This window comes from Variovorax sp. GW531-E2, from assembly GCF_059423125.1.
In genome coordinates, this window is record NZ_JBWKXQ010000078.1 from 1 (window position 1) to 19310 (window position 19310).

23 protein-coding genes are annotated in these 19310 nt (G+C 69.0%); 8 read left to right on the forward strand and 15 right to left on the reverse strand.

Translation table 11 applies throughout. The features are described from left to right. From minC to minE, 3 genes are all read left to right on the forward strand, one after another. Nucleotides 1-407, forward strand: a 407-nt coding sequence (gene minC / locus AC07XP_RS29135; RefSeq protein WP_495266623.1) for a septum site-determining protein MinC, incomplete at its 5' end; no start/stop codon positions are given. A gap of 68 nt (nucleotides 408-475) precedes the next feature. Then, entirely contained in the window at nucleotides 476-1291 is an 816-nt protein-coding gene (minD, locus tag AC07XP_RS29140) for a septum site-determining protein MinD (protein WP_062481817.1), read from the forward strand. Nucleotides 1292-1293: 2 nt separating this feature from the next. After that, a complete protein-coding gene (gene minE / locus AC07XP_RS29145) occupies nucleotides 1294-1566 on the forward strand; it encodes a cell division topological specificity factor MinE (protein ID WP_056574726.1) in 273 nt (90 codons plus the stop codon). Between the two features lie 24 nt (nucleotides 1567-1590). On the opposite strand, the gene AC07XP_RS29150 is transcribed toward minE, so the two are convergent. The 3 genes from AC07XP_RS29150 to AC07XP_RS29160 all read right to left on the reverse strand — a co-directional run bounded on the left by AC07XP_RS29150 (nucleotide 1591) and on the right by AC07XP_RS29160 (nucleotide 6316). After that, entirely contained in the window at nucleotides 1591-4506 is a 2916-nt protein-coding gene (locus AC07XP_RS29150; RefSeq protein WP_495266624.1) for an SEL1-like repeat protein, read from the reverse strand. Nucleotides 4507-4596: 90 nt separating this feature from the next. Then, nucleotides 4597-5496: an alpha/beta fold hydrolase gene (locus AC07XP_RS29155; RefSeq protein WP_495266625.1), complete on the reverse strand. Its 900-nt coding sequence runs from the start codon at nucleotides 5494-5496 to the stop codon at nucleotides 4597-4599. A gap of 217 nt (nucleotides 5497-5713) precedes the next feature. Continuing rightward, a complete protein-coding gene (locus tag AC07XP_RS29160; protein ID WP_495266626.1) occupies nucleotides 5714-6316 on the reverse strand; it encodes a TetR/AcrR family transcriptional regulator in 603 nt (200 codons plus the stop codon). 178 nt (nucleotides 6317-6494) lie between these two features. Here AC07XP_RS29160 and AC07XP_RS29165 point away from each other — a divergent pair, with 178 nt between their 5' ends. Together AC07XP_RS29165 and AC07XP_RS29170 are read left to right on the forward strand one after the other, a co-directional pair. Then, nucleotides 6495-7439, forward strand: a complete 945-nt coding sequence (locus AC07XP_RS29165) for a CysB family HTH-type transcriptional regulator (protein WP_062473726.1) — start codon at nucleotides 6495-6497, stop codon at nucleotides 7437-7439. Between the two features lie 113 nt (nucleotides 7440-7552). Next, the gene (locus tag AC07XP_RS29170) at nucleotides 7553-7822 is read left to right on the forward strand and encodes a hypothetical protein (protein ID WP_070061423.1); all 270 of its coding nucleotides are present in this window, start codon (nucleotides 7553-7555) and stop codon (nucleotides 7820-7822) included. 90 nt (nucleotides 7823-7912) lie between these two features. On the opposite strand, the gene AC07XP_RS29175 is transcribed toward AC07XP_RS29170, so the two are convergent. Both AC07XP_RS29175 and AC07XP_RS29180 read right to left on the reverse strand, forming a co-directional pair. Beyond that, nucleotides 7913-8374, reverse strand: coding sequence for an RcnB family protein (locus AC07XP_RS29175; protein ID WP_159279047.1), 462 nt, complete (start codon nucleotides 8372-8374; stop codon nucleotides 7913-7915). A 146-nt stretch (nucleotides 8375-8520) separates the two neighbouring features. Next, on the reverse strand, nucleotides 8521-9111 hold the full coding sequence (locus tag AC07XP_RS29180; RefSeq protein ID WP_495266627.1) for a dihydrofolate reductase family protein: 591 nt from the start codon (nucleotides 9109-9111) through the stop codon (nucleotides 8521-8523). A 110-nt stretch (nucleotides 9112-9221) separates the two neighbouring features. On the opposite strand from AC07XP_RS29180, the gene AC07XP_RS29185 reads away from it, so the two are divergent. Continuing rightward, nucleotides 9222-9644, forward strand: coding sequence for a winged helix-turn-helix transcriptional regulator (locus tag AC07XP_RS29185; protein WP_495266628.1), 423 nt, complete (start codon nucleotides 9222-9224; stop codon nucleotides 9642-9644). A 9-nt stretch (nucleotides 9645-9653) separates the two neighbouring features. Here the strand turns inward: AC07XP_RS29185 and AC07XP_RS29190 are convergent, their stop codons facing one another. Genes AC07XP_RS29190 through AC07XP_RS29215 form a run of 6 tightly spaced genes read right to left on the reverse strand, consistent with a single transcriptional unit; the run spans nucleotide 9654 to nucleotide 15851 of the window. Further along, the gene (locus AC07XP_RS29190; RefSeq protein ID WP_495266629.1) at nucleotides 9654-10547 is read right to left on the reverse strand and encodes a VOC family protein; all 894 of its coding nucleotides are present in this window, start codon (nucleotides 10545-10547) and stop codon (nucleotides 9654-9656) included. Between the two features lie 37 nt (nucleotides 10548-10584). Then, on the reverse strand, nucleotides 10585-11430 hold the full coding sequence (locus tag AC07XP_RS29195; RefSeq protein ID WP_369630785.1) for an ABC transporter ATP-binding protein: 846 nt from the start codon (nucleotides 11428-11430) through the stop codon (nucleotides 10585-10587). Further along, the gene (locus AC07XP_RS29200; protein WP_495266630.1) at nucleotides 11427-12275 is read right to left on the reverse strand and encodes an ABC transporter ATP-binding protein; all 849 of its coding nucleotides are present in this window, start codon (nucleotides 12273-12275) and stop codon (nucleotides 11427-11429) included. The genes AC07XP_RS29195 and AC07XP_RS29200 overlap by 4 nt, the downstream gene beginning before the upstream one ends. Beyond that, the gene (locus AC07XP_RS29205; RefSeq protein ID WP_495266631.1) at nucleotides 12259-12816 is read right to left on the reverse strand and encodes an OsmC family protein; all 558 of its coding nucleotides are present in this window, start codon (nucleotides 12814-12816) and stop codon (nucleotides 12259-12261) included. The genes AC07XP_RS29200 and AC07XP_RS29205 overlap by 17 nt, the downstream gene beginning before the upstream one ends. 14 nt (nucleotides 12817-12830) lie before the next feature. After that, nucleotides 12831-14660 carry an ABC transporter permease gene (locus tag AC07XP_RS29210; protein WP_495266632.1) on the reverse strand — a complete coding sequence of 610 codons (1830 nt, stop codon included), beginning with the start codon at nucleotides 14658-14660 and terminating at the stop codon, nucleotides 12831-12833. Beyond that, nucleotides 14661-15851, reverse strand: a complete 1191-nt coding sequence (locus AC07XP_RS29215; protein ID WP_492743000.1) for an ABC transporter substrate-binding protein — start codon at nucleotides 15849-15851, stop codon at nucleotides 14661-14663. Nucleotides 15852-16013: 162 nt separating this feature from the next. On the opposite strand from AC07XP_RS29215, the gene AC07XP_RS29220 reads away from it, so the two are divergent. Continuing rightward, entirely contained in the window at nucleotides 16014-16655 is a 642-nt protein-coding gene (locus tag AC07XP_RS29220) for a GDSL-type esterase/lipase family protein (protein ID WP_495266633.1), read from the forward strand. On the opposite strand, the gene AC07XP_RS29225 is transcribed toward AC07XP_RS29220, so the two are convergent. Beyond that, a complete protein-coding gene (locus AC07XP_RS29225) occupies nucleotides 16633-17091 on the reverse strand; it encodes a hypothetical protein (protein WP_495266634.1) in 459 nt (152 codons plus the stop codon). The genes AC07XP_RS29220 and AC07XP_RS29225 overlap by 23 nt on opposite strands. Before the next feature lie 95 nt (nucleotides 17092-17186). Between AC07XP_RS29225 and AC07XP_RS29230 the strand changes: the two genes are divergently transcribed. Then, nucleotides 17187-17564: a MerR family transcriptional regulator gene (locus tag AC07XP_RS29230; protein ID WP_095743046.1), complete on the forward strand. Its 378-nt coding sequence runs from the start codon at nucleotides 17187-17189 to the stop codon at nucleotides 17562-17564. Here the strand turns inward: AC07XP_RS29230 and AC07XP_RS29235 are convergent. The 3 genes from AC07XP_RS29235 to AC07XP_RS29245 all read right to left on the reverse strand — a co-directional run bounded on the left by AC07XP_RS29235 (nucleotide 17531) and on the right by AC07XP_RS29245 (nucleotide 19308). After that, entirely contained in the window at nucleotides 17531-18055 is a 525-nt protein-coding gene (locus AC07XP_RS29235; protein ID WP_495266635.1) for a class IV adenylate cyclase, read from the reverse strand. The two genes, AC07XP_RS29230 and AC07XP_RS29235, sit on opposite strands and share 34 nt — an antisense overlap. Nucleotides 18056-18355: 300 nt before the next feature. Further along, complete coding sequence (locus tag AC07XP_RS29240; protein WP_307582518.1) at nucleotides 18356-18712, reverse strand: hypothetical protein; 357 nt, start codon at nucleotides 18710-18712, stop codon at nucleotides 18356-18358. Then, complete coding sequence (locus AC07XP_RS29245) at nucleotides 18709-19308, reverse strand: cob(I)yrinic acid a,c-diamide adenosyltransferase (RefSeq protein WP_062473752.1); 600 nt, start codon at nucleotides 19306-19308, stop codon at nucleotides 18709-18711. The genes AC07XP_RS29240 and AC07XP_RS29245 overlap by 4 nt, the downstream gene beginning before the upstream one ends. Between the last annotated feature and the right edge of the window lie 2 nt (nucleotides 19309-19310).

Sequence of the window (19310 nt, forward strand, 5' to 3'; positions counted from 1 at the left end):
CGCCGGCCCCGCCCGCCGAGGCGCCCGCGCCGTCGGAAGCCCCGCAGATCGTGCGCGAGCTGCCGGTGCCGGCCAACGGCACGCTGCTGATCGACAAGCCGCTGCGCTCGGGCCAGCAGATCTACGCGCGCGGCGGCGACGTGGTGGTGACGGCCATCGTGAGCTTCGGCGCCGAAGTCATCGCCGACGGCAACGTGCATGTGTACGCGCCGCTGCGCGGCAAGGCCATTGCCGGCGCGCGCGGGAACACCGAGGCGCGGATCTTCTCGACCTGCATGGAAGCCCAGCTGGTGGCCATTGCGGGCATCTACCGCACGAACGAAGTGCCGCTGCCCGAGCCCGTGCTGGGCAAGCCCGCCCAGGTGCGCCTGGACGGCAAAAAAATAGCGATCGACGCGATTCCCTGATGAAAAACCAGGAACGCGGCAGCGCTGAGCATCAATCGACAACTGAATCGAAACAAGAAGGAATGGCGATGGCCAAAATTGTGGTGGTGACCTCGGGCAAGGGCGGCGTCGGCAAGACGACCACGAGCGCCAGCTTCGCGTCGGGCCTTGCGCTCGCCGGCAAGAAGACGGCCGTGATCGACTTCGACGTGGGCCTGCGCAATCTCGACCTGATCATGGGCTGCGAACGCCGCGTGGTGTATGACCTGATCAACGTGATCCAGGGCGAGGCCAACCTGAGCCAGGCGCTCATCAAGGACAAGCAGTGCGACAACCTGTTCGTGCTGGCCGCCTCGCAGACGCGCGACAAGGAAGCCCTGTCGCAGGACGGCGTGGAGAAGGTGCTGACCGACCTGGCCGCCATGGACTTCGACTACATCGTCTGCGACTCCCCCGCGGGCATCGAGACCGGCGCCATGATGGCGATGCACTTCGCCGACGAGGCGCTGATCGTCACCAACCCCGAAGTCTCTTCGGTGCGCGACTCGGACCGCATCCTGGGCATGCTCAGCAGCAAGACCAAGCGCGCCAAGGACGGCGGCGAGCCGATCAAGGAACACCTGCTGATCACGCGCTACAACCCGAACCGGGTGGCCGGCGGCCAGATGCTTTCGCTGGAAGACATCCAGGACATCCTGCGCATCAAGCTGATCGGCGTGATCCCCGAGTCGGAAAGCGTGCTGCACGCCTCCAACCAGGGCGTGCCCGCCATCCACGACAAGGACACCGACGTGGCCCAGGCGTACAGCGACGTGGTCGCGCGCTTCCTTGGCGAAGACAAGCCGATGCGCTTCGTCGAAGCCGAGAAGCCCGGCTTCTTCAAACGGATTTTCGGGAGCAAGTAGGCATGTCGTTTCTTTCGTTCCTGCTTGGTGAGAAGAAGAAGACTGCGAGCGTCGCCAAGGAGCGCCTGCAGATCATCCTCGCTCACGAGCGCTCCAGCCTCAGCGGCAAGAAGCGCCCCGATTACCTGCCCGAGCTCCAGCGCGAGCTGGTGGCGGTGATTTCCAAGTACGTGTCGATCAACGCCGACGACATCAAGGTGCACCTGGAAACCCAGGACAACCTCGAAGTGCTGGACATCAAGATCGAACTGCCCGATCCGGTTCCGGCGCGCTGAGCGCCGCAACCCCGATCAACCGGCTCACGCCGGTTGATCCGGGGCCGCAGCGGGCAGCGCCTCCAGCCGCTGCGCCCACGCGCGGGCCTTGTCCTCGTCGAAGAGCGGACTTTCGCGGTCGCCGTAGAACTGCTCCGCCAGGGATTCCACGCAGGCGCGCTGGCTCTCCAGGTTCTCTTCGCAGTCATCGAGCGCGGCACCGGTGAGCAGCCAGCGCTCGGCAGCTGCCGCGTCTTCCGGCGCGCCCTGACCCTGCATGCGCATCCAGCCCAGCTCATAGCAGGCCCAGCCCTGCTGGCGCTGGGTGCCGTCTTCCGCCACCTTCTGCAGCGCGTAGAGGGCTTCGGCGTACAGGGCCTTCACTTCCGTTTCTCCCTGGCCCTGTTCGGCCAACGCCCCTGCGTGCAGGCACAGCGTGCGACTGAGCTGCATCGTGGCGCTGACGTCGCCGGCTTCGTGGCCGCGGCGGAAGTAGCCGATTGCGCGGGCCAGGTCGGGCTCCCCGGGTTCGCCGAGCTTGTACGCCAGGCCGAGGTTGTAGAGCGCCATCGTGTTGTTCTGCCCGGCGGCCCGTTCGTAGTGCCGCATGCCGCCTTCCAGGTCGCGGTCGCCCCCCTCGCCTTCCGTCAGCATGTAGCCGAGATGGGCGTGCGTGGCGGCGTCGTCCTCGCCGCCATGGGCGATGGCGTGCAGCAGCCACGCACGCGCCAGGGCGGGTTCGGCGCCGAGGCCCGCCGTGTCCCAGCGCAGCATCTTCGAGAGCTCGCACATCGCCACGGGCAGGCCCTCGGGTGACGCGGTTGCGGGGGCGTCGCCGGGTTCGCGCACACCGGCGGCGCGCGCCATCCAGCGCAGGGCTTCGCGCGGGTCGGCCTCGACGCCCTCGCCGTCGCGCAGGTGGCAGGCCAGCTCGTAGGCGGCCCGCAGGTCGCCTGCGGCATGGCGCGCGGCCATGTGCTCGGTGTGCGCCTGCTCGCGGCCGTCGGCATGCAGCCAGACGTACAGGCCGGTGTCGTTGCGCGCGGCCTGCACCGGCTCGCCCGCACTCCAGCGCTTGCACAGGTCCGAGCGGACCACCGTGGACATCCAGCCGTCGGCGACCGACACCGCGGTGGAAATCCACGGATAGGCCTGCGGGTGCAGCACGGCGCCATCGGCGCGCAGCACGCCCACGGCAAGTTGCCCCTTCTCGACCTTCGCGGCGCGCGGCACCGGATCGGCGACCAGCCAGCCGAAGTCCTGCGTGCCCCAGGCCAGCGGCTGGAGCGTGCGGTGCCGGCACGGCACCAGCTCGCGGCCGGCGGCCACGTCGTAGATGCCACGCAGCCACGGCGCGTTCTTCGCCGTGCGCCCGCCCTTGGACGCCACGCGCACCAGGTCGCGCCGGACCATGGCGTGCCCGCGCTCCTCGCCGGTCAGCGGCTCCAGGGTCTCGAAGCGGCCGTAGTCGAAGGGCACGAGCACGCGGCCCTGCCCATCGACGAGGCCGCACAGGCCGTCGGCGCGTTCCACGGCGAAGCGCTTCGGCCGGGCCGGCGTGCCGCGCTCGTTCGACGGATCGTTGTCTTCGGTCGTCAGGATCTCGATCGGGTATTCCTCGAGCAGGTCGACCTGTTCGTACACCGGCTCGATCGCGACGCGGCCTTGCGCATCGAGCAGCCCGCTCTTGCCGCCGCGCTTGGCGTCGAAGCCCTCCCAGTCGTGGCGCCACTGCAGGTTTTCGAAATCCGGCGGCACGGCCCATTCGCCGTCCGCGCGCACCAACCCCCAGCCGCCCTCGTCGCCGCGCGCCGGGGCGAGGCCGAAAGGCGTGAAGTCTTCGGCTTCTTCGAACCGGGGCGAAATCGTCCATTGGCCCTGCAGGTCGACATACCCGATGCGCTCGCCCACGCGGGCGCGCACCCGGCCTTCGACAAAGCTCCAGACCTCGTCGACCGAGGGCGGGAGCAGCCAGCTGCCGTCGGTGCGCAGCAGGCCGACGTGGTCGCCGACCAGCGCCGTGGCGATGTCGTCCTCGAAGGCCCAGACCTCGTCGAGCTGCGGTTCGAGCAGCACGCGCGGCGCTTCGGCGTCGGCGAGCAGCAGGCCGGATTGCTCACCTTGCGAGACCCAGAGCAGGCGTGGGTCGCTCCCACCAGCGTAGCGGATGTCGTCCCACGCGGGCTCGACCACGGTGGTGCGATGGCTGGCGCCCTCGTCGTCGTACACCAGGCGCATCACGCCCCAGCGGCCGTCGACCTCGAAGCGCCAGAGGTCCTCGCCCAGGTGGTTGTCGTAGTCGGGGCGTTCGCCGTCGTCTTCGTCTTCTTCCTCGGGCTCGAAGTCGGCAAAGCGCTCGTCGCGCGGCGCCTCGTAGCCGTCGAAGTACGGATGCGACAGGCTGCCGAAGCCGAACTGCCAGGCCCAGGCCTCCCAGTCGGCGAAGCGCTTGATGCCGAGTGCCGCGTCCACGCCCGGGTGGTTGCCGCTGTCGATGCAGCGCTGCACCTCGGCCCACAGTTCATTGCACTCGCGGCGGTTGCGTTCGATGAAGCCTTCGCCTTCCGTGTCTCCGCCCAGCCAGGACAGCTCGTCGAGGTTCGCCGAAAGGCGCGGCGCGCTGCCGTCCGGCGTGTCGTCGATCAGCTCGGCCAGGTGCAGCGCCACGGCCTCGAACTGCAGCGCGATCTGCGGCAGCGTGTGCAGCATCGGATGCCGCTCGACAAAGGCGTGCAGCTGCCGGATGCGCGCGAGCGCGGCATGCGCGTCACTGGCGAGGTTGTCGGTGCCGGCATCGCCGAAGACGCGCTGGTGGTCGATGGCGTCGCCGGCCGCGCCATCGGCCAGCAGGAGCTGCCAGAGCACGGGGAAGTTGTTGTTGGCTTCGGCGATTTCGTCGGCCGATGCGTCTTCGGTGTCGGGAAGACTGTGTTCGAGATAGAGCCAGGAACGATTGCCCATGTGTGGTCGGTGCGTGTGTCGTCCATGGCGAAGGCCATGGGTGGCGCCCAGTTTAGGGGTGCCGTTTCACGCGCACGTGACCGCCGGCCGCTACGCCAGGAACTGCGTGACCTGCGTGAGCACGGCCTGCTCTTTCAGGATGCGGCGATGGCCCCAGCCCTGCGTGGGAAAGAGCCGCGCACCGGCGATCGCATCGCGAAAGGCCTCGGCGTCGGCGAAGCGGTTCACGCGGTCGTCGCGGTCATGCACGATGAGCGTCGGCTGCGCGATGCGCGGGCCCACGGCGGCGGGCTCGAGCTGCTGCATCAGGATGCCCTCGCGCGCCTCGATCAGGCGCTGCATGCCAGCCCGCGTGCGCTCGCTGAGGCCGAACACCTGCGCGAAGTAGCGCGTGTACTCGCGCGGCGAGGCCGGCGGCGCCAGCAGCACCAGCCGCTGCGCCGGCAGCCCGCGCCCCGCCGCATAGGCCAGTGCATTGGCCCCCAGCGAATGCGCGACCGCCGCGCGCAGCACGTGCCCGTCGGCACCCAGCCGCGCCGCCACGTAGTCGATGGCGCGCGCGAACTGCGGCAGGTTGCTGGCCGTGCCCGCGCTGCGGCCGTGCGCCGGCATCTCCAGCAGCACGGGCCGCAGGCCTTGCGCAGCCACGGCCTGCGCCAGCGGCAGCATCTGGCCCGCATGGCCGCCCCAGCCGTGCACCAGCAGCACGACCGGCGCCGACTCGGCACCCGAGTCCTGCGCGGCCAGGTGGTAGATGCCGAGGTTCGCGTCCTCGAACGCCCAGGCCTCGCGACGCCAGTCGGCACCGGGCTGCTGGCCGCGGTACAGCCATTTGGGCGGCAGCGGCGTGCCGAACACACGGTAGGCCGCGCGCACGCCGAGCGCGGGCCACAGGCGCTGCGAGGCGCCGAGGCCGAAGCGCATCGCGCGCATCAGCGGGCTGGCGCTGTAGTAGCCCACGGGGGCGGTGGTGTGGGTGGTGGTGGTCATGGGGAAGGCTTTCGTTCAGGGGCTCAGTACCAGACCCAGTCCTGGTTGCTGCGCGGCAGGCTGCGCAGCGTGTCCTGCACGCCGCGCACACCGAGGAGGACCGCGTAAGCGGCGAGAAAGAGGGCAATGATCAGCATGGTGCTTCTCCTTTTTTATCGCACGGTGGTGCGAAATTAAGGCAAACGAAGAGGCGGTGGCCGTCGTCTGCGGGTGCGCCTCAGGCGCGGTAGCTGGAAAGAAGGCGCTGCCAGGTCTGGCCCGCGCGCTCGGCCGCATGCGCGTCGCGCAGGAAGCGCGCGTCGTGCAGCTGGTTCATCATGATCCCGTTGATCTCGCTCACGAGCTGGGCCGGATCGGTGTCGGCCTGGAGCTCGCCGGTCTCGACCGCCTGCAGCACCGTGCGGCGCAACGCGGCACGCCAGCGCGTGATCTCGTCGAAGAGCAGGTCGCGCAGCTCGCCTTCGCGGTCGTCGAACTCGAAGGCGCCGGCCACGTAGAGACAACCGTTCTGCGCTTCGACGTCGCGCGTGCGGGCGATCCAGCGCGCGACGATGTCGTTCAGGCGGGGCAGGCCCTTGGGCTTCTGCATGGCGGGCACGAACACCTCGGCCAGGAAGCCGCGGCCGTACTCCTCGATGACGGCCTTCTGCAGCGCCTCGCGCGACCCCACGCGCGAGAACACGCCGCTCTTGGACAGCCCGAGCCGGCTCGCCACGGCCTGCAGCGAAATGGCTTCCAGCCCCTCGGCCAGCGCGAGATGCATCGCCGCGCCGACGATGGCGGCGCGGGTGAGTTCGCTTTTCTGGGTCTTGGCGTCCATGCGGCGAACTTTAGCACAGTCGTGCGAAATATCAACCTCCCCACGCAGAAGGGCCTCATAGATGTTTTGCTCATGTGGAACCAACAAACGCATCGTTCCCTGCATAAGCCCTTCTGCCGAGAATCGCCGGTCGGCCCCGACCCGGGGTCCGGACCTCTTTTCACCTCCTGCGCGCCCGATGAACTTTCAACAACTGCGCTCGGTACGCGAGGCCGTTCGTTGCGGCTTCAACCTGACCGAGGTCGCCCACACCCTTCACACCTCGCAGCCCGGCGTGAGCCGGCAGATCCGCGAACTCGAGGAAGAGCTCGGCATCGAGCTCTTCGTGCGCGCCGGCAAGCGGCTCACGGGCCTCACCGAGCCCGGCGGCCACGTGCTGCCGATCATCGAGCGCATGCTGATGGAAAGCAGCAACCTCAAGCACGCAGGCCAGGAGTTCGTGGCGCAGCAAAGCGGCCTGCTCTCGGTGGCGGCCACGCACTCGCAGGCGCGCTATGCGATGCCGGTGGCGGTGCAGGAATTCCGCGCGCAGTTCCCGAACGTGAAACTGCACCTGCACCAGGGCTCGCCCAAGCAGATCGCGCAGATGCTGCTCGACGGCGAGGCGGACGTGGGCATCGCCACCGAGGCGCTGGGCGATTACCCGCAGCTGGTCGCCCTGCCCTGCTACCGCTGGACGCACTCGGTGATCGTGCCGCCGGGGCATCCGCTGCTCGACGCGCCGCTCACGCTGGAGGCGCTCACGCAGCATCCGCTGATCACCTACGACACCGGCTTCACGGGCCGTTCGCGCATCGACGAGGCCTTCGAGCAGCGCGGCCTTCAGCCCAACATCGTGCTGGCCGCGATGGACGCCGACGTCATCAAGACCTATGTGCAGCTGGGCCTGGGCGTGGGCATCGTCGCCGGCGTGGCCTACGAGGCCGAGCGCGACACCCAGCTGCGCGCGCTCGATGCGGGGCGGCTGTTCGGCATCAACCTCACCAAGCTGGCGGTGCGGCGCGGCACCTACCTGCGCAAATATGTCTATGCGTTCATCGAGTCGTTTGCGCCGACCTTGACGCGCGCGATTGTCGAGAAGGCCTTGGGCGACGAGGTCAAGGTGTCTCACTACGAGATTTAGCTCAAGCGCAACGAAATCGACACTTCCGGCTCCAGGGTTGAAAAGAATGCGCGCAGCTTCACACAAGCGGCGTACATTCGGGTTAATTCCTTGGCTTCCGGAACGGATCAGCAATGGCATCGACTTCGCAGCAGCAGCAGCAACTACAGGCCACCCGGGCCGCCCAAAAGGCGGCCGATGCAGCGGAGAAGCGCGAACGCCTGAAACGTGCCCTGCCCGCCACGGTCGAGCTGCTGCAAAGCCGCCAGGCCGATCGCATCGACGATCGCGACATCGACGCCTACGTCGATCTCAACTGGCTCGAATGGCATGGCGGCGGTTTGCGCCTCACCATCACCGGGCGCAACGTGTGCGCCCAATCGGCCGCCACCGCGGTGGCCTGACAAACCTCTCCCCCAGTCCCCCAAAGAAAAACCGCCACAGTCTCCTGTGGCGGTTTTTGCATGTGCGCGGTGCGAGCGCAGTGCGAAGGCTTACTGACCCGCGATGATCTGCGCGATGAGGCCGGTGGCAATGGCCGCGAGCACGTAGTCGCCACCCACGCCCACCCACTGGTAGCCGCGCGGCGGCTGCTGCAGGCGGTAGGCGCGCCAGTCGTTCACCACGTAGTTGCGGCCCCGGTACTCGGTCGGCACGCGGCCGCCTCGGCGCCACTCGCTGTGCGGCTGCGGGAAGCCCCGGCGGTCGAACTGGCGACCGTCGCGGAAGTCCTGGTCGCCGCGGTAGCCGGCGTGAGGGCCGCGATGCCCGCGATGGTCGTCGCGCTGGTCATAACGACCGCCGCCAGGACGGTGGTCATCGCGCTGCTCGTAGCGGCCGCCGCCCGGGCGGTGGTCGTCGCCCCGGCGATCTTGCGCCAGCGCGCTGCCTGCCGCCAGGGACATTGCGAGCGCCGCAACGGCGGCAGTGGTCAGGCGCTTGGTACGGAAGATCATCTGGAACTCCTTTGGTGTGTCTGTGATGACGCCTCCATTCTGTGCAGCGCGTGTGTCTGCTTCGGGTGCGTCAGGTCACCGTCAGATGAAATCCGGTAAGCGCAGGTATCTCCGCGGCGTGTTGTCCTGCACGCGCGTGACGTACTTCACGCGGGCGCGTAGCGGTTCACCACCATGCCGCAGTCGTAGGTCCGCGATCCGAGCAGGCGCAGCGCATGGCCATGGCGCGTGTCGTGGAACACCGAGCGGCCCGCGCCGACGGCCGTGGGGTTCACGAAGAACTGGAACTCGTCGACCAGCCCTGCCGACGTGAGCGACGACGCGAAGCCGACACCGCCGATGGTGAGGATGTCCTGGCCCGGCTGGCGCTTGAGCGCATTCACTTCGTCGGCCATGGCGCCGCGTGCGATGTCGGTGCGCTCCCAGCGCGAGGCCTGCAGCTTGTTCGTGAGCACCACCTTGCGTGCCTCGACGATCCGCTGGGCAAAGGCGTAGTCGGGGTTCGCCGGAAAGCGCGTCGCGGCGCGGCCCCAGTGGTCGAGGTAGCCCTCCTCGATGATCTTGCGGCTCAGCAGGATCGTGTCGACGCCCGCGAACACGACGTTGAAGTCGCGCCTGAGCGCCGCGTCCCACCGCCACCGGTCGCCCCAGCCCCACAGCTGCCAGTCGAGGTCGCCGTTGGCCGGCGACACGAACCCGTCGACCGACATCTGCATTTGCACGATGAGCTTTCGCATCGGCGTCTCCTTCAGGTCGCTTGCGCAAACCGATCTCGAAATGCAAGCAGTTTCAGTATTCTCAAACCGATGCGAAAATGCAAGCAGTTTCTCGAACCGGCGGAATCCCGATGGCCATCCAGCAGAAGTCCCTGTGCCCGATCAACCTCGCGCTCGAAGTCGTCGGCGACCGCTGGAGCCTGCTGATCGTTCGCGACCTGATGTTTGCGGACAAGCGGCACTTCCGCGAGTTCCTGCAGTCCGAGGAAGGCATCTCCTCGAACATCCTCACCGAGCGGCTGAACACGCTGGTCGAACACGGCGTGCTCAGCAAGACCGACGACCCCACGCACAAGCAGAAGGCGCTCTACAGCCTCACGCCGGTGGGCATCGACCTGCTGCCGGTGATCACGCAGCTCGGCATCTGGGGGCGCAAGCACCGGCCGGTGACGCCCGAGAGCGGCGCGCCCGCGGCCGCGCTGGAAAAGGGCGGGCCGGCGCTGCAGAAGAAGATGCGCGCCGCGCTGCGCAAGGCGCACCTGGGCGGCCGCTAGGGCTGCGCCCTACCCGCCCACCGTGCTGTTCGCCGCGTCGGCACGCACGCGGCCCTGCGCCTCCAGCGCGTCCACCGGCGGCAGGTCGAGTTCGATCCACGCACCGTGCGCGCGTGCGAGGTCGAAGGTGCCGGTCGATTGCGGCCGGTCGGTGTGCAGCACCAGCGCATAAGGGCCCTCGCCGCGCACGGCGAGGCGCTGCGCGAGCGCGTCGCCGCCCAGCTCCGCCGCCGGGGCGCGGTCGCGTGGCGACGACAGCACGAGCACGCTGCTGCCCAGGGCGATCACCGCCACGCGCACTTGGCTGGCAGGCACCGCCACGGGTTCGCCGATGTGCGTGCTCGTGTCGTGGGACACGGTGCCCAGCAAGGCGCGGTAGCGCGCCAGCGTGGCGTCGAGGTCGCGCACGGCAATGGCCAGGCTGGCCACGCCGAGCACGCCGTTGGGGTGCACACGCGCGGCGCCTTCGGGCACGCGCAGGGCGCGCCGCGTGAGGTCGCCGCACAGGAACGGCAGGTCGGCCGACGGGGCGCGCGCGGTCTGCCAGCGCAGGTGTTCGCCGTCGGGGCGCACGCGCCCACCGTCGAGCGGGCCTTCGAGCACGAGGCCGCGCGCCTTCGCGTCGGCCACGGTGACGGCGGTGTCGCGCGGCAGCAGGGCGAAGTCGACGATGCCTTCGCCGTGCCGCTGCAGCAGCTGCCACCAGCGCTCGGCGGGCGCCGGTTCGCGCCACGCGATGAGTTCGAAGTAGCTGCCGTCGCTGAACACGACGAGCGCGTTGTGCGTGCTGCGGCCCGGATGGTCGCCGCCGCGCAGCACGTGGAAGCCGAGCGCGGCGTAGTCGGCAATGGCGCGTTCGAGGTCGTGCACGGCGATCACGACGTGGTCGAGGGTCAGGGGCATGGTGAAGGTCTTCCTCGCGGCAAAGGGGTCGTCGTGGTCAGGAGGCGGTGCGGGCGGCGCCCTCGCCGCCCAGGTAGGCATCGCGGATGCGTGCGTCGGCCAGCAGTGCGCGCGCCGGGCCCGAGAGCACGATGCGGCCCGTCTGCAGCACGTAGCCGTGGTGCGCGATCTGCAGCGCGAGGCTGGCGTTCTGCTCGACCATGAAGACCGAAACGCCCTGCGCGTTGATGCGCGCGATGAGCTCGAGCACCTTGTCGACGTACAGCGGCGACAGGCCCATGGTGGGCTCGTCCATGCACAGCAGCTGCGGCCGGCCCATGAGCGCGCGCGCCATGGCCACCATCTGCTGCTCGCCGCCCGAGAGCGTGCCGGCCAGGAAGCCCAGGCGTTGCGCCACGCGCGGGAACAGCTCGAGCATGCGTTCCAGGTCGTCGGCCACGCCCGCACGGTCGCGGCGCGCATAGGCGCCCATGAGCAGGTTCTCGCGCACGGTCATCGCGGGGAACAAGCGGCGTGCCTCGGGCACCGAGCCGATGCCCTTGCGGATGATCTGCGGCGTGCTCAGGCCGAGTGTCGATTCGCCGTTGAAGCGGACCTCGCCCGAGCGCGGCTTGAGCAGGCCGAGCACGATCTTCATCGTGGTCGACTTGCCGCTGGCGTTGCCGCCGAGCAGGCTGACGATCTGGCCCTTGCGCACCTCGATGTCGAGATCGAAGTGCGCCTGCACAGGGCCGTAGAAGCTGTTGACCTTCTGGAGCTGCAGCAGGGGCGCAACAGCACTCGCCGGCGCCTGCGTGACGGCGCGTTCAGGCAGATCGTCGTTTCTCCCCTCTCCCCAGAGGGAGGAAGGCGACAGGCCGGTGCGGGCAACGGTAGCGATCATGCGGGCACCGCTTCTTCCTGCGCTTCGCCGACATGGCGATGCCCTAGGTAGGCCTCGATCACCGCGGGGTCGTTGCGCACGTCGTCGGGCAGGCCTTCGGCGATCTTGCGGCCGTCGTCGAGCACGGCCACGCGGTCGGACAGCTGCATCACGAGGTCGAGCTTGTGCTCGATCAGCAGGATGGTCTGGCCGCGCGCCTTGAGGCCGCGAATGATCTCCAGCATCTCGGCCGTCTCGCTCTCGTTCATGCCGGCCGTGGGCTCGTCGAGCAGCAGCAGGCGCGGTCGCAGCGCGAGCGCGCGCGCAATCTCCACGCGGCGGCGGTTGGCGTACGAGAGGCTGTAGGCCGGATGGTCGGTGCGCGGCGTGAGGCGTTCGCCGAAGAGCGCGATGATCTCGCGCGCCTCGTCGCGCAGCGCTGCTTCCTCGCGCCGCACAGCACTCGGTTGCACCAGCGCGAGCGCCAGCTCGGCCAGCGCCCCGAGGCCCGGCACACCGCCGACACGTGGTTTCACGGCGCGCAGCCGCGTGTGTGCGCCGACCAGCACGTTGTCGAGCACCGAGAGGTTCGCGAACACGCGCCCGTGCTGGAAGGTACGCGCCAGGCCGCGCTGTGCGAGCTCTTGCGCGGGCAAGCCGGTGATGTCGTGGCCGTCGAAGCGCACCTGCCCGGCATCGGGCTTGTCGAGGCCGGTGACGAGGTTGAACAGCGTGGTCTTGCCCGCGCCGTTCGGGCCGATCACGCTCAGCAGTTCGCCCTCGCCCACCTGCAGGTCGACGGCGTTGACGGCCGTGAGCCCGCCGAAGCGGCGCACGAGACCGCGGACCTCAAGCAGCGACGGCATCGGCGACCTTCGCCTTCGAGTTCACGAGCTTCACCTCGGCGCGAATGGCCTGCGGGTTGCGCAGCAGGTTGAGGATGGGGCAGTTGCGCTCCACCGCTTCGAACAGCGCGTCGATCTCATCGCGGCTGGCGGGCGAATCGATGTGCACGATGTAGCCGATCTCGTGCGGCCAGATCGGTGTCTGCTCGTGGCCCGGCTTGCCGCCGCGCGGGTCGATGACGCCGGTCACCTCGACCTCGAGGCTCTCGAGCGGCACCTGCCGTTCGGCCGCCTGGATCAGGAAGATGTGCGTCACGCAGGTGCCGAGCACGCCCAGCTGCAGCTCGGGCGAACTCGGGCCGAGGTTGTAGCCCGCGAAATCGGGCGGGCTGTCGCTGATGACCTGGTGCTCGCGGATGCGCAGGCGGCGCACGCCGCTGCGGCCTTCGGCGCGCACGCTGGCCTTCAGCTGCGAGGGCTGTGCGGTGCCGGCCGCGACGGCGGCGTTGCGCGCCAGCACGGCGGCGCGTTTCTCGGCGAGGTAGTCGTTGAGGTGGCTCATGAGATGGGGTTCTTTCAGACGGTGCCGAGCAGGCCTTGGGGACGGAAGCGGATCAACAGAAGCAGTGCCACGCCGTAGATCAACATGCGGTACTCGGCTGTCACGCGGAACAGCTCGGGCAGGCTCACGAGCGCGACCGCACCCAGCAGTGCGCCGCTGATGTTCCCGAGCCCGCCGAGGATCACCATCGTGAGCGCGAGGATCGAGATCTGCGAGCCGAAGGTCTCGTGGTTGATGTACGAGTACATGTGCGCGGTGAAGGCGCCGCTCACGCCCGCCGCGAAGCCGCCGAAGCCGAAAGCCAGCGCCTTGTAGCGGTCGGGGCTCACGCCGTAGGCACGCGCGGCCACCTCGTCTTCGCGCACCGCGCGGAAGGTGCGGCCCAGGTGCGAGCGCAAGAGGCGCCACTGCAGCAGGGCCAGCAGCACCAGCGCACCGAACGAGGCCCAGTAGATCGCCTCGTTCGACGACGCATCGCGCCCGAACAGCGACAGCGGCGGAATGCCCGACACGCCGATGGGCCCGCGCGTGAGGCTTTCCCAGTTGAGGATGGTGAGCGCCACGATCTCGCCGATGCCCAGCGTGGCGATCGACACGTAGTGCCCGCGCAGCCGGAAGGCCGGGAAGATCAACGCCGTGCCGATCAGCGAGGTGAGCACGCCCGCGGCCACGATGCCCGTGCCCACGGGCAAGTGCAGGTCGAGCACCAGCAGCGAGGAGGCGTACGCGCCGATGGCCAGCAGCCCCGCGTGGCCCAGCGAGATCTGGCCGATGGTGCCGGCCACCAGGGTGAGGCTCAACGCGAGCGCGCCGTAGAGCCACGCGTTGGTGAGCGTCTGCAGCACATAGGGCGAGGGATCGAACAGCGGCAACAGCACGGCCGCGGCGAACAGCGCGAGCAACACGCGCGGCGGCACGCGCCACGGCTTGCTCGGTGCGATGAAGGTGCCGGTGAGCGGCTCGGGCGGCAGCACACGCTTGCGGCCGAACAAGCCATTGGGCTTCCACACCAGGATGACCAGCAGCAACGCGAAGGCAAACAGGTTGCGGTACGGCGTGCCGAGGATCGCCACGCCGTAGCTTTCGATGAGCCCCAGCAGCAGGCTGCCGACGATGGCGCCCGGCACGTTGCCCACGCCCCCGACCACGGTGGCCACCACGCCCTTGAGCGTGGCCTGGAAGCTCATCGCCGGGCTGATGTTGTTGTAGTACATGCCCACCAGCAGGCCCGAAAGCCCGCCCAATGCGGCGGCACCGGCGAACACGGTCTGGTTCACGCGGTTCACGTCCACGCCCATCTGCTGCGCGGCGTCGCGGTCCTGCGCGGTGGCGCGCACGGCCCAGCCCAGCTTCGTGAAACGCAGGAAGCCGAACAGCACGGCCGCGCTCGCGATGCCGATGCCCGCGATCAAGAGGTCGAGCGCGCCGATGGTGCCGGTGCCGATCTGCAGGCGCCAGTCGGGCAGCTGCGTGGGCAGCGCGCGCGGGTCGGGACTGAACACCAGCTGCACGAGGATGTCGAGCACGAAGCTGATGCCGATGGTGGCCAGCAGCGGTGCGATGCGCGCGGCGCCCTGCAGCGGCCGCAGCCCCACGCGCTCGATCAGCATGCCGAGTGCGCCCGAGCCGATCACCACCAGCGCGATCGTGATGGGCAGCGGCGTGTGCAGGTAGGTGATGCTGGCCCAGCCGATGTACGCGCCCACGGTGTAGACCGAGCCGTGCGCGAAGTTGATGAGGTGCGAGACGCCGAAGATCAGCGCGAGCCCGACCGCCAGCAACGCATAGATGTTGCCGATGATCAGGCCGTTGACCGTGTGGTCGAAGAAGGAGGTGAAGCTCATCTACTTGGCCGATGCCAGCGCCGCCGCCTTCTCGTCGATCTGCGCCCACTTGCCGTCCTTCACCACCAGGTTGACGCTCTTCACGCCGATCACGCGGCGCGTCTGCGCATCGAAGGTGGCCTTGCCGAAGATGACGCTGGGCACGTCCTTGATCTTGTAGAACGCATCGCGCACGGCCTTGCGGTCGGCCTTGGGGCCGGCTTCGCGCAGCGCGGCGGCGGCGTACACCACCGCGTCGTAGGCATAGGCGTTGAAGGCGTCGGGCTCCTTGCTGTACTTGGCGCGGAAGCTCTTCACGAAGGCCTGCACTTCGGTGCGCGGCTCCTCGGGGAAGAAGGCAGTGTTGGTGTGGATGCCGTTCACGGCCGCGCCGCCGAGTTCGATGAACTTGGGCGAATAGACCGAGCCCACGGCGGCGATCGGCTGCTTCAGGCCCACGCTGCGCACCTGGCCCGCGATGAGCGCGCCGTCGGGGTAGTACGAGATGAGCACCACACCGTCGGGGTTGGCGTCGCGCACGCGCACCAGGGTCGAGCGGAAGTCCTTCTCGTCAGGCTGGTAGCCCTCGGCAATGGCGAGCTGCGCGCCGCGCTCCTGCGCGGCCTTCACGAGCACGTCCTTGCTGGTGCGGCCCCAGTCGGTGTTCAGGAACAGCACGGCGATGCGCTTGAAGCCGAGCGTCTTCACGGCCAGGTCGGCCAGCAGCGGCTGCGCATCGGCCTGGCTGATCGAGGGGCTCCAGATGTAGTCGCCGCCCTTGGTGAAGTCGGGGTGCGAGTTGGTGAAGCCCAGTTGCACCAGGCCCGCACGCTGGTAGATGGGCGAGGCGGCCATCGAGGCGGGGCTGGAGAAGTCGCCGAGTTCGATGAGCACGCGCTTGTCGTTCACGAGCTTCTGCGCAATGGCGACGGACTGGCGCGGATCGCTCTGGCTGTCCTCGAAGTTGTAGGCCAGCGGCCGGCCGTGGATGCCGCCCTGCGCATTGATGTGCTCCAGCGCGAGGTCGAAGCCGGCCTTCCACTGCGCGCCGTACTGCGCGTTCTGTCCGGTGAGCGGGCCGCTCACGCCGAACCACACGGGCTCGCCACTGGCGGGTGCGGCCCAGGCCGCGAGCGGCGCGGCCAGCAAGGCGGCGGACAGTGCGACCGCATGGCGCAGGAAACGATGGCGGGTGAACAGCGGCGGCAGCATGGCGTCGGACCTCGGTGGCAGTGAAAGGATGTGCAGGGCCGCGATTCTTCGCCGCTGTCCCGGCGCCGGGAAGGAACGAAAACGGAGAGGCTTATGCGCTTTCCGAGCAAGCGAAGGGGCAAGCGCCAACGGCCGCGCGGCCTCGTTTAAGCTGCGCGCCACATGAAGCGACGCCACCTCCTCCAGATGCTCGCCGGCGTGCCGGCCACCGCCCTGCTGCTCACCGCGTGCGGCAAACGAAAGGCCTCAGCCAACGCGTTGAAGCCCGATGCCCGCGTGCTGGCGCTGGGCGACAGCCTGACCTTCGGCTACGGTGCGTCGCCCGAGACGGCATGGCCCGCGAAGCTGGGCGAGCTCACGGGCTGGCAGGTCGAGAACGCGGGCGTCAACGGCGACACCTCGGCGGGTGCGCTGGAACGCCTGCCGGCGCTGCTGTCCGCCGGCAGCTACGACGCGATCCTGATCGGCATCGGCGGCAATGACATGCTGCGCGGCGTGTCGCCCGCCAGCACGCGCGAGAACCTCGCGGCGTTGATCGAGCAGGCGCGCGCGCACACGTCGCATGTGGCGGTGCTCGCCACGCCGGCGCCCGATGCGATGCGCGCGGTGGTCGGCTCGCTCAGCGATGCGCCGTTCTACGAAGAGGTCGCGAAGTCGGGGCAGGCGTTGCTGGTCGCCGGTGTGTATTCGGGCGTGCTGTCAGACGCGGCCCTGCGCTCGGACCGCATCCATGCGAACGCGAAGGGCTACGCCAAGGTGGCGGAGCAATTGGCCGAGCAGCTCAAGGCTGCGGGCTGGCGCTGAGGTTTGTTGCGCTGTTGGAGCGCATCGGTGCGCCTGCTGTGGCACTGCGCACCGGCAGGCTCTCGAGCACGCCGAACAGCAGCTCCATCGCGGTGAAGCCGAGGATGATCAGGCTGGCGCCCTGCGTCACGGCGTAGACCTGCCAGATCGCGAACAGAAAGCGCGCCACGGCGTCGTAGCGGCCATAGCGCAGGCGCGGATCGCGGATGCGCAGCACGGCCCAGACGGTGACCACCGAACCGAGCAGGTTGGCCATCAGCATGTGCACGGGGTCGAAGGCCGGGAAGCTGCCCGGCAGCTCCAGCGTCTGGATGGTCCACAGCAGCAGGGTGTGCACGGCGGCGAAGGTCCACGGGGTGGCGAAGCCGATGGTCACGACGAGGTCGTACCAGGCGCTGGCGCGGACGATGCGTTGGTAGGTGGGAAGCGCGATCATGAAGAAGAGCCCTGCAGGAGTGAAGAAGCCCCGGAAGCTAAAGCCTCGGGTACGCTCCAGGGTCAAGCACATTCTTCGGCGAAGGAACCACGACCATGCAGATCGGCCAGCTGGCTTCGGCGACGGGCTTGAGCCGCGACACGCTGCGCTTCTACGAAGAGCGCGGCCTGATCCGCGCGCAACGTGGCAGCAACGGCTACCGGGTCTATGCGAAGGAAACCGTGCAGATGGTGGGCTACATCCGCACCGCGCAGAAGCTCGGCTTCAGCCTCCACGAGATCGGCGACAACCTGCCCGCGGTGTGGGAGTCGGCCGCACCCGACGATGCCATTGCGGCGCTGCTGGCCGACAAGGTCGCGGTCATCGACCAGAAGATCGCCGAGCTGAACGCGCTGCGGCAAGACCTGCTGGCGCGCGTGCCGGCAGGCTGCCCGATGGCTCAGGCGGCCTGCGCGCGCAACAGGTCGACGTAGGCGCCCTGCACCAGCTGGTCTTCAGCGACGCCGAGCCGGGCCATGAGCGCATGGGCTTCGGCCACGCCGGCCTCCGCAAGCTCGCCGTCTTGCAGCACCACTTCGAGCTCGAGGAATTCACCGAGCCCTTCGACGCGGTCGAGGTGCACGCGCGTGCGGCCCACGAGGAACAGGCGGCGCTGCTTGCGCACGCGGCCGGCCTGGCCCCAGGCGAGCGTGAGTGATTCGCGCAGCGCGTCGGGCGTGGCGGTGGGCGTGATCAGGTAGAACGATTCCTTCGGGCCGGTGCTGTCGGCGCGGCGGTAGAAGATGAGTTCGCCGCGGTTGGGCGCGAAGGTGCGCAGCTTGAGGCGGTCGGCGCTGTGCTCGCAGCGGAAGAAGGTGTCGTCTTGCGCGATCTCGACGGGGCCCTGGTCGGCGAGCGTTGCGGCGATTTCTGCGATGCGGTCCACGCTGTCGATGCGGGCCTTGATCTCTATGTTTCTTGCCATGTCTGTGGGCTTCTGTGAGATGGGATTCGGGGCGTGTGCGCAGGCCACTGGGTACTTCCCTCCGCGAATGTCCCCCGGGCTTCGCCCTCCTCCTTGATTTCGCTGCGGGAAGCACCCAGTGTCCTGCGCACGGGAAGCAGCGCGGGTGTGCGGCCGATCAACGACCGCGCTGCCCAACGCTCACGCCGATGCGGTGCCTTGCGCAGCGAAATCAAGGAGGAGGCCGCAGGCCGGGGGACATTCGCGGAGCAAGGTACCGCGTCGGCGGGAGCGTCGCCCTGAACGAACAACAGCAAAGACTCAGGGCGCGTTGCCCTGCGGCCCCACAGGCGGTGGCGCCGCGCGCCCACTCGAGCCCGGTGCCAGCTTGCGTCCGAAGGACTCGCCCACGTTGCGCACGGGCCGGCTGGCTTTTTCCGACACGTTGCTCACACCGCGCCGCGTGGCCGCATCGGCGCGGTTGACGCCGCGGCCGGCGGCGTTGGTGCCGCGCTGCACGCTGCCCACCACCTTGCCGCTGCGCGAGGGCGACTTGATCGTGTGGGCGCGTTCGGCCTGGGGCGGGTTGTCGGCGCTCTGCGCCTGCGCAGTGACGGGCAGCCAGAGCGCGGCAGCGATGGCGGCGAGCGATGCGGTGGTGATGTGAAGCTTCTTCATGGCGTCGTCCCCTGGGAGTGGTCTTCGGATTCGGCGGCGGCCGCGCGGGCCATGCGCTCGCTCTTCCAGTACACGTCGTCGCCGCCGTTCATGCGGTTGAGCACGCGCGCGAGCACGAAGAGCAGGTCGCTGAGCCGGTTGAGGTACTGGCGCGGCGCGTCGTTGAGTTCGGTGGTGGCACCCAGCGACACCACGGCGCGCTCGGCACGCCGCGCCACGGTGCGGCACACGTGTGCGAGCGAGGCGGCGCGCGTGCCGGCGGGCAGGATGAATTCGGCCAGGCGCGGCAAGGCGGCGTTGTGGTCGGCCAGTGCGTTGTCGATCTGCAGCAGCGCTTCGGGCTTGAGCAGCGTGAAACCGGGCATCGAGAGTTCGCCGCCGAGGTTGAACAGCTGATGCTGCACATCGACCAGCAGCTCGCGCACGGGCTCTGGCAGCGGTTCGCACAGCAGCACGCCGATGTGCGAGTTGAGTTCGTCCACGTCGCCCATCGCGTGCACGCGCAGGTGGTCCTTGGGCACGCGGGTGTTGTCGCCCAGGCCGGTGGTGCCGTCGTCGCCGGTGCGGGTGGCGATCTGGGAAAGTCTGTTGCCCATGG

Coding starts and splice junctions, on each gene's coding strand:
- minD (WP_062481817.1), top strand. CDS start 476: ATGGCCAAAATTGTGGTGGTGACCTCGGGCAAGGGCGGCGTCGGCAAG.
- minE (WP_056574726.1), top strand. CDS start 1,294: ATGTCGTTTCTTTCGTTCCTGCTTGGTGAGAAGAAGAAGACTGCGAGC.
- AC07XP_RS29150 (WP_495266624.1), bottom strand. CDS start 4,506: ATGGGCAATCGTTCCTGGCTCTATCTCGAACACAGTCTTCCCGACACC.
- AC07XP_RS29155 (WP_495266625.1), bottom strand. CDS start 5,496: ATGACCACCACCACCCACACCACCGCCCCCGTGGGCTACTACAGCGCC.
- AC07XP_RS29160 (WP_495266626.1), bottom strand. CDS start 6,316: ATGGACGCCAAGACCCAGAAAAGCGAACTCACCCGCGCCGCCATCGTC.
- AC07XP_RS29165 (WP_062473726.1), top strand. CDS start 6,495: ATGAACTTTCAACAACTGCGCTCGGTACGCGAGGCCGTTCGTTGCGGC.
- AC07XP_RS29170 (WP_070061423.1), top strand. CDS start 7,553: ATGGCATCGACTTCGCAGCAGCAGCAGCAACTACAGGCCACCCGGGCC.
- AC07XP_RS29175 (WP_159279047.1), bottom strand. CDS start 8,374: ATGATCTTCCGTACCAAGCGCCTGACCACTGCCGCCGTTGCGGCGCTC.
- AC07XP_RS29180 (WP_495266627.1), bottom strand. CDS start 9,111: ATGCGAAAGCTCATCGTGCAAATGCAGATGTCGGTCGACGGGTTCGTG.
- AC07XP_RS29185 (WP_495266628.1), top strand. CDS start 9,222: ATGGCCATCCAGCAGAAGTCCCTGTGCCCGATCAACCTCGCGCTCGAA.
- AC07XP_RS29190 (WP_495266629.1), bottom strand. CDS start 10,547: ATGCCCCTGACCCTCGACCACGTCGTGATCGCCGTGCACGACCTCGAA.
- AC07XP_RS29195 (WP_369630785.1), bottom strand. CDS start 11,430: ATGATCGCTACCGTTGCCCGCACCGGCCTGTCGCCTTCCTCCCTCTGG.
- AC07XP_RS29200 (WP_495266630.1), bottom strand. CDS start 12,275: ATGCCGTCGCTGCTTGAGGTCCGCGGTCTCGTGCGCCGCTTCGGCGGG.
- AC07XP_RS29205 (WP_495266631.1), bottom strand. CDS start 12,816: ATGAGCCACCTCAACGACTACCTCGCCGAGAAACGCGCCGCCGTGCTG.
- AC07XP_RS29210 (WP_495266632.1), bottom strand. CDS start 14,660: ATGAGCTTCACCTCCTTCTTCGACCACACGGTCAACGGCCTGATCATC.
- AC07XP_RS29215 (WP_492743000.1), bottom strand. CDS start 15,851: ATGCTGCCGCCGCTGTTCACCCGCCATCGTTTCCTGCGCCATGCGGTC.
- AC07XP_RS29220 (WP_495266633.1), top strand. CDS start 16,014: ATGAAGCGACGCCACCTCCTCCAGATGCTCGCCGGCGTGCCGGCCACC.
- AC07XP_RS29225 (WP_495266634.1), bottom strand. CDS start 17,091: ATGATCGCGCTTCCCACCTACCAACGCATCGTCCGCGCCAGCGCCTGG.
- AC07XP_RS29230 (WP_095743046.1), top strand. CDS start 17,187: ATGCAGATCGGCCAGCTGGCTTCGGCGACGGGCTTGAGCCGCGACACG.
- AC07XP_RS29235 (WP_495266635.1), bottom strand. CDS start 18,055: ATGGCAAGAAACATAGAGATCAAGGCCCGCATCGACAGCGTGGACCGC.
- AC07XP_RS29240 (WP_307582518.1), bottom strand. CDS start 18,712: ATGAAGAAGCTTCACATCACCACCGCATCGCTCGCCGCCATCGCTGCC.
- AC07XP_RS29245 (WP_062473752.1), bottom strand. CDS start 19,308: ATGGGCAACAGACTTTCCCAGATCGCCACCCGCACCGGCGACGACGGC.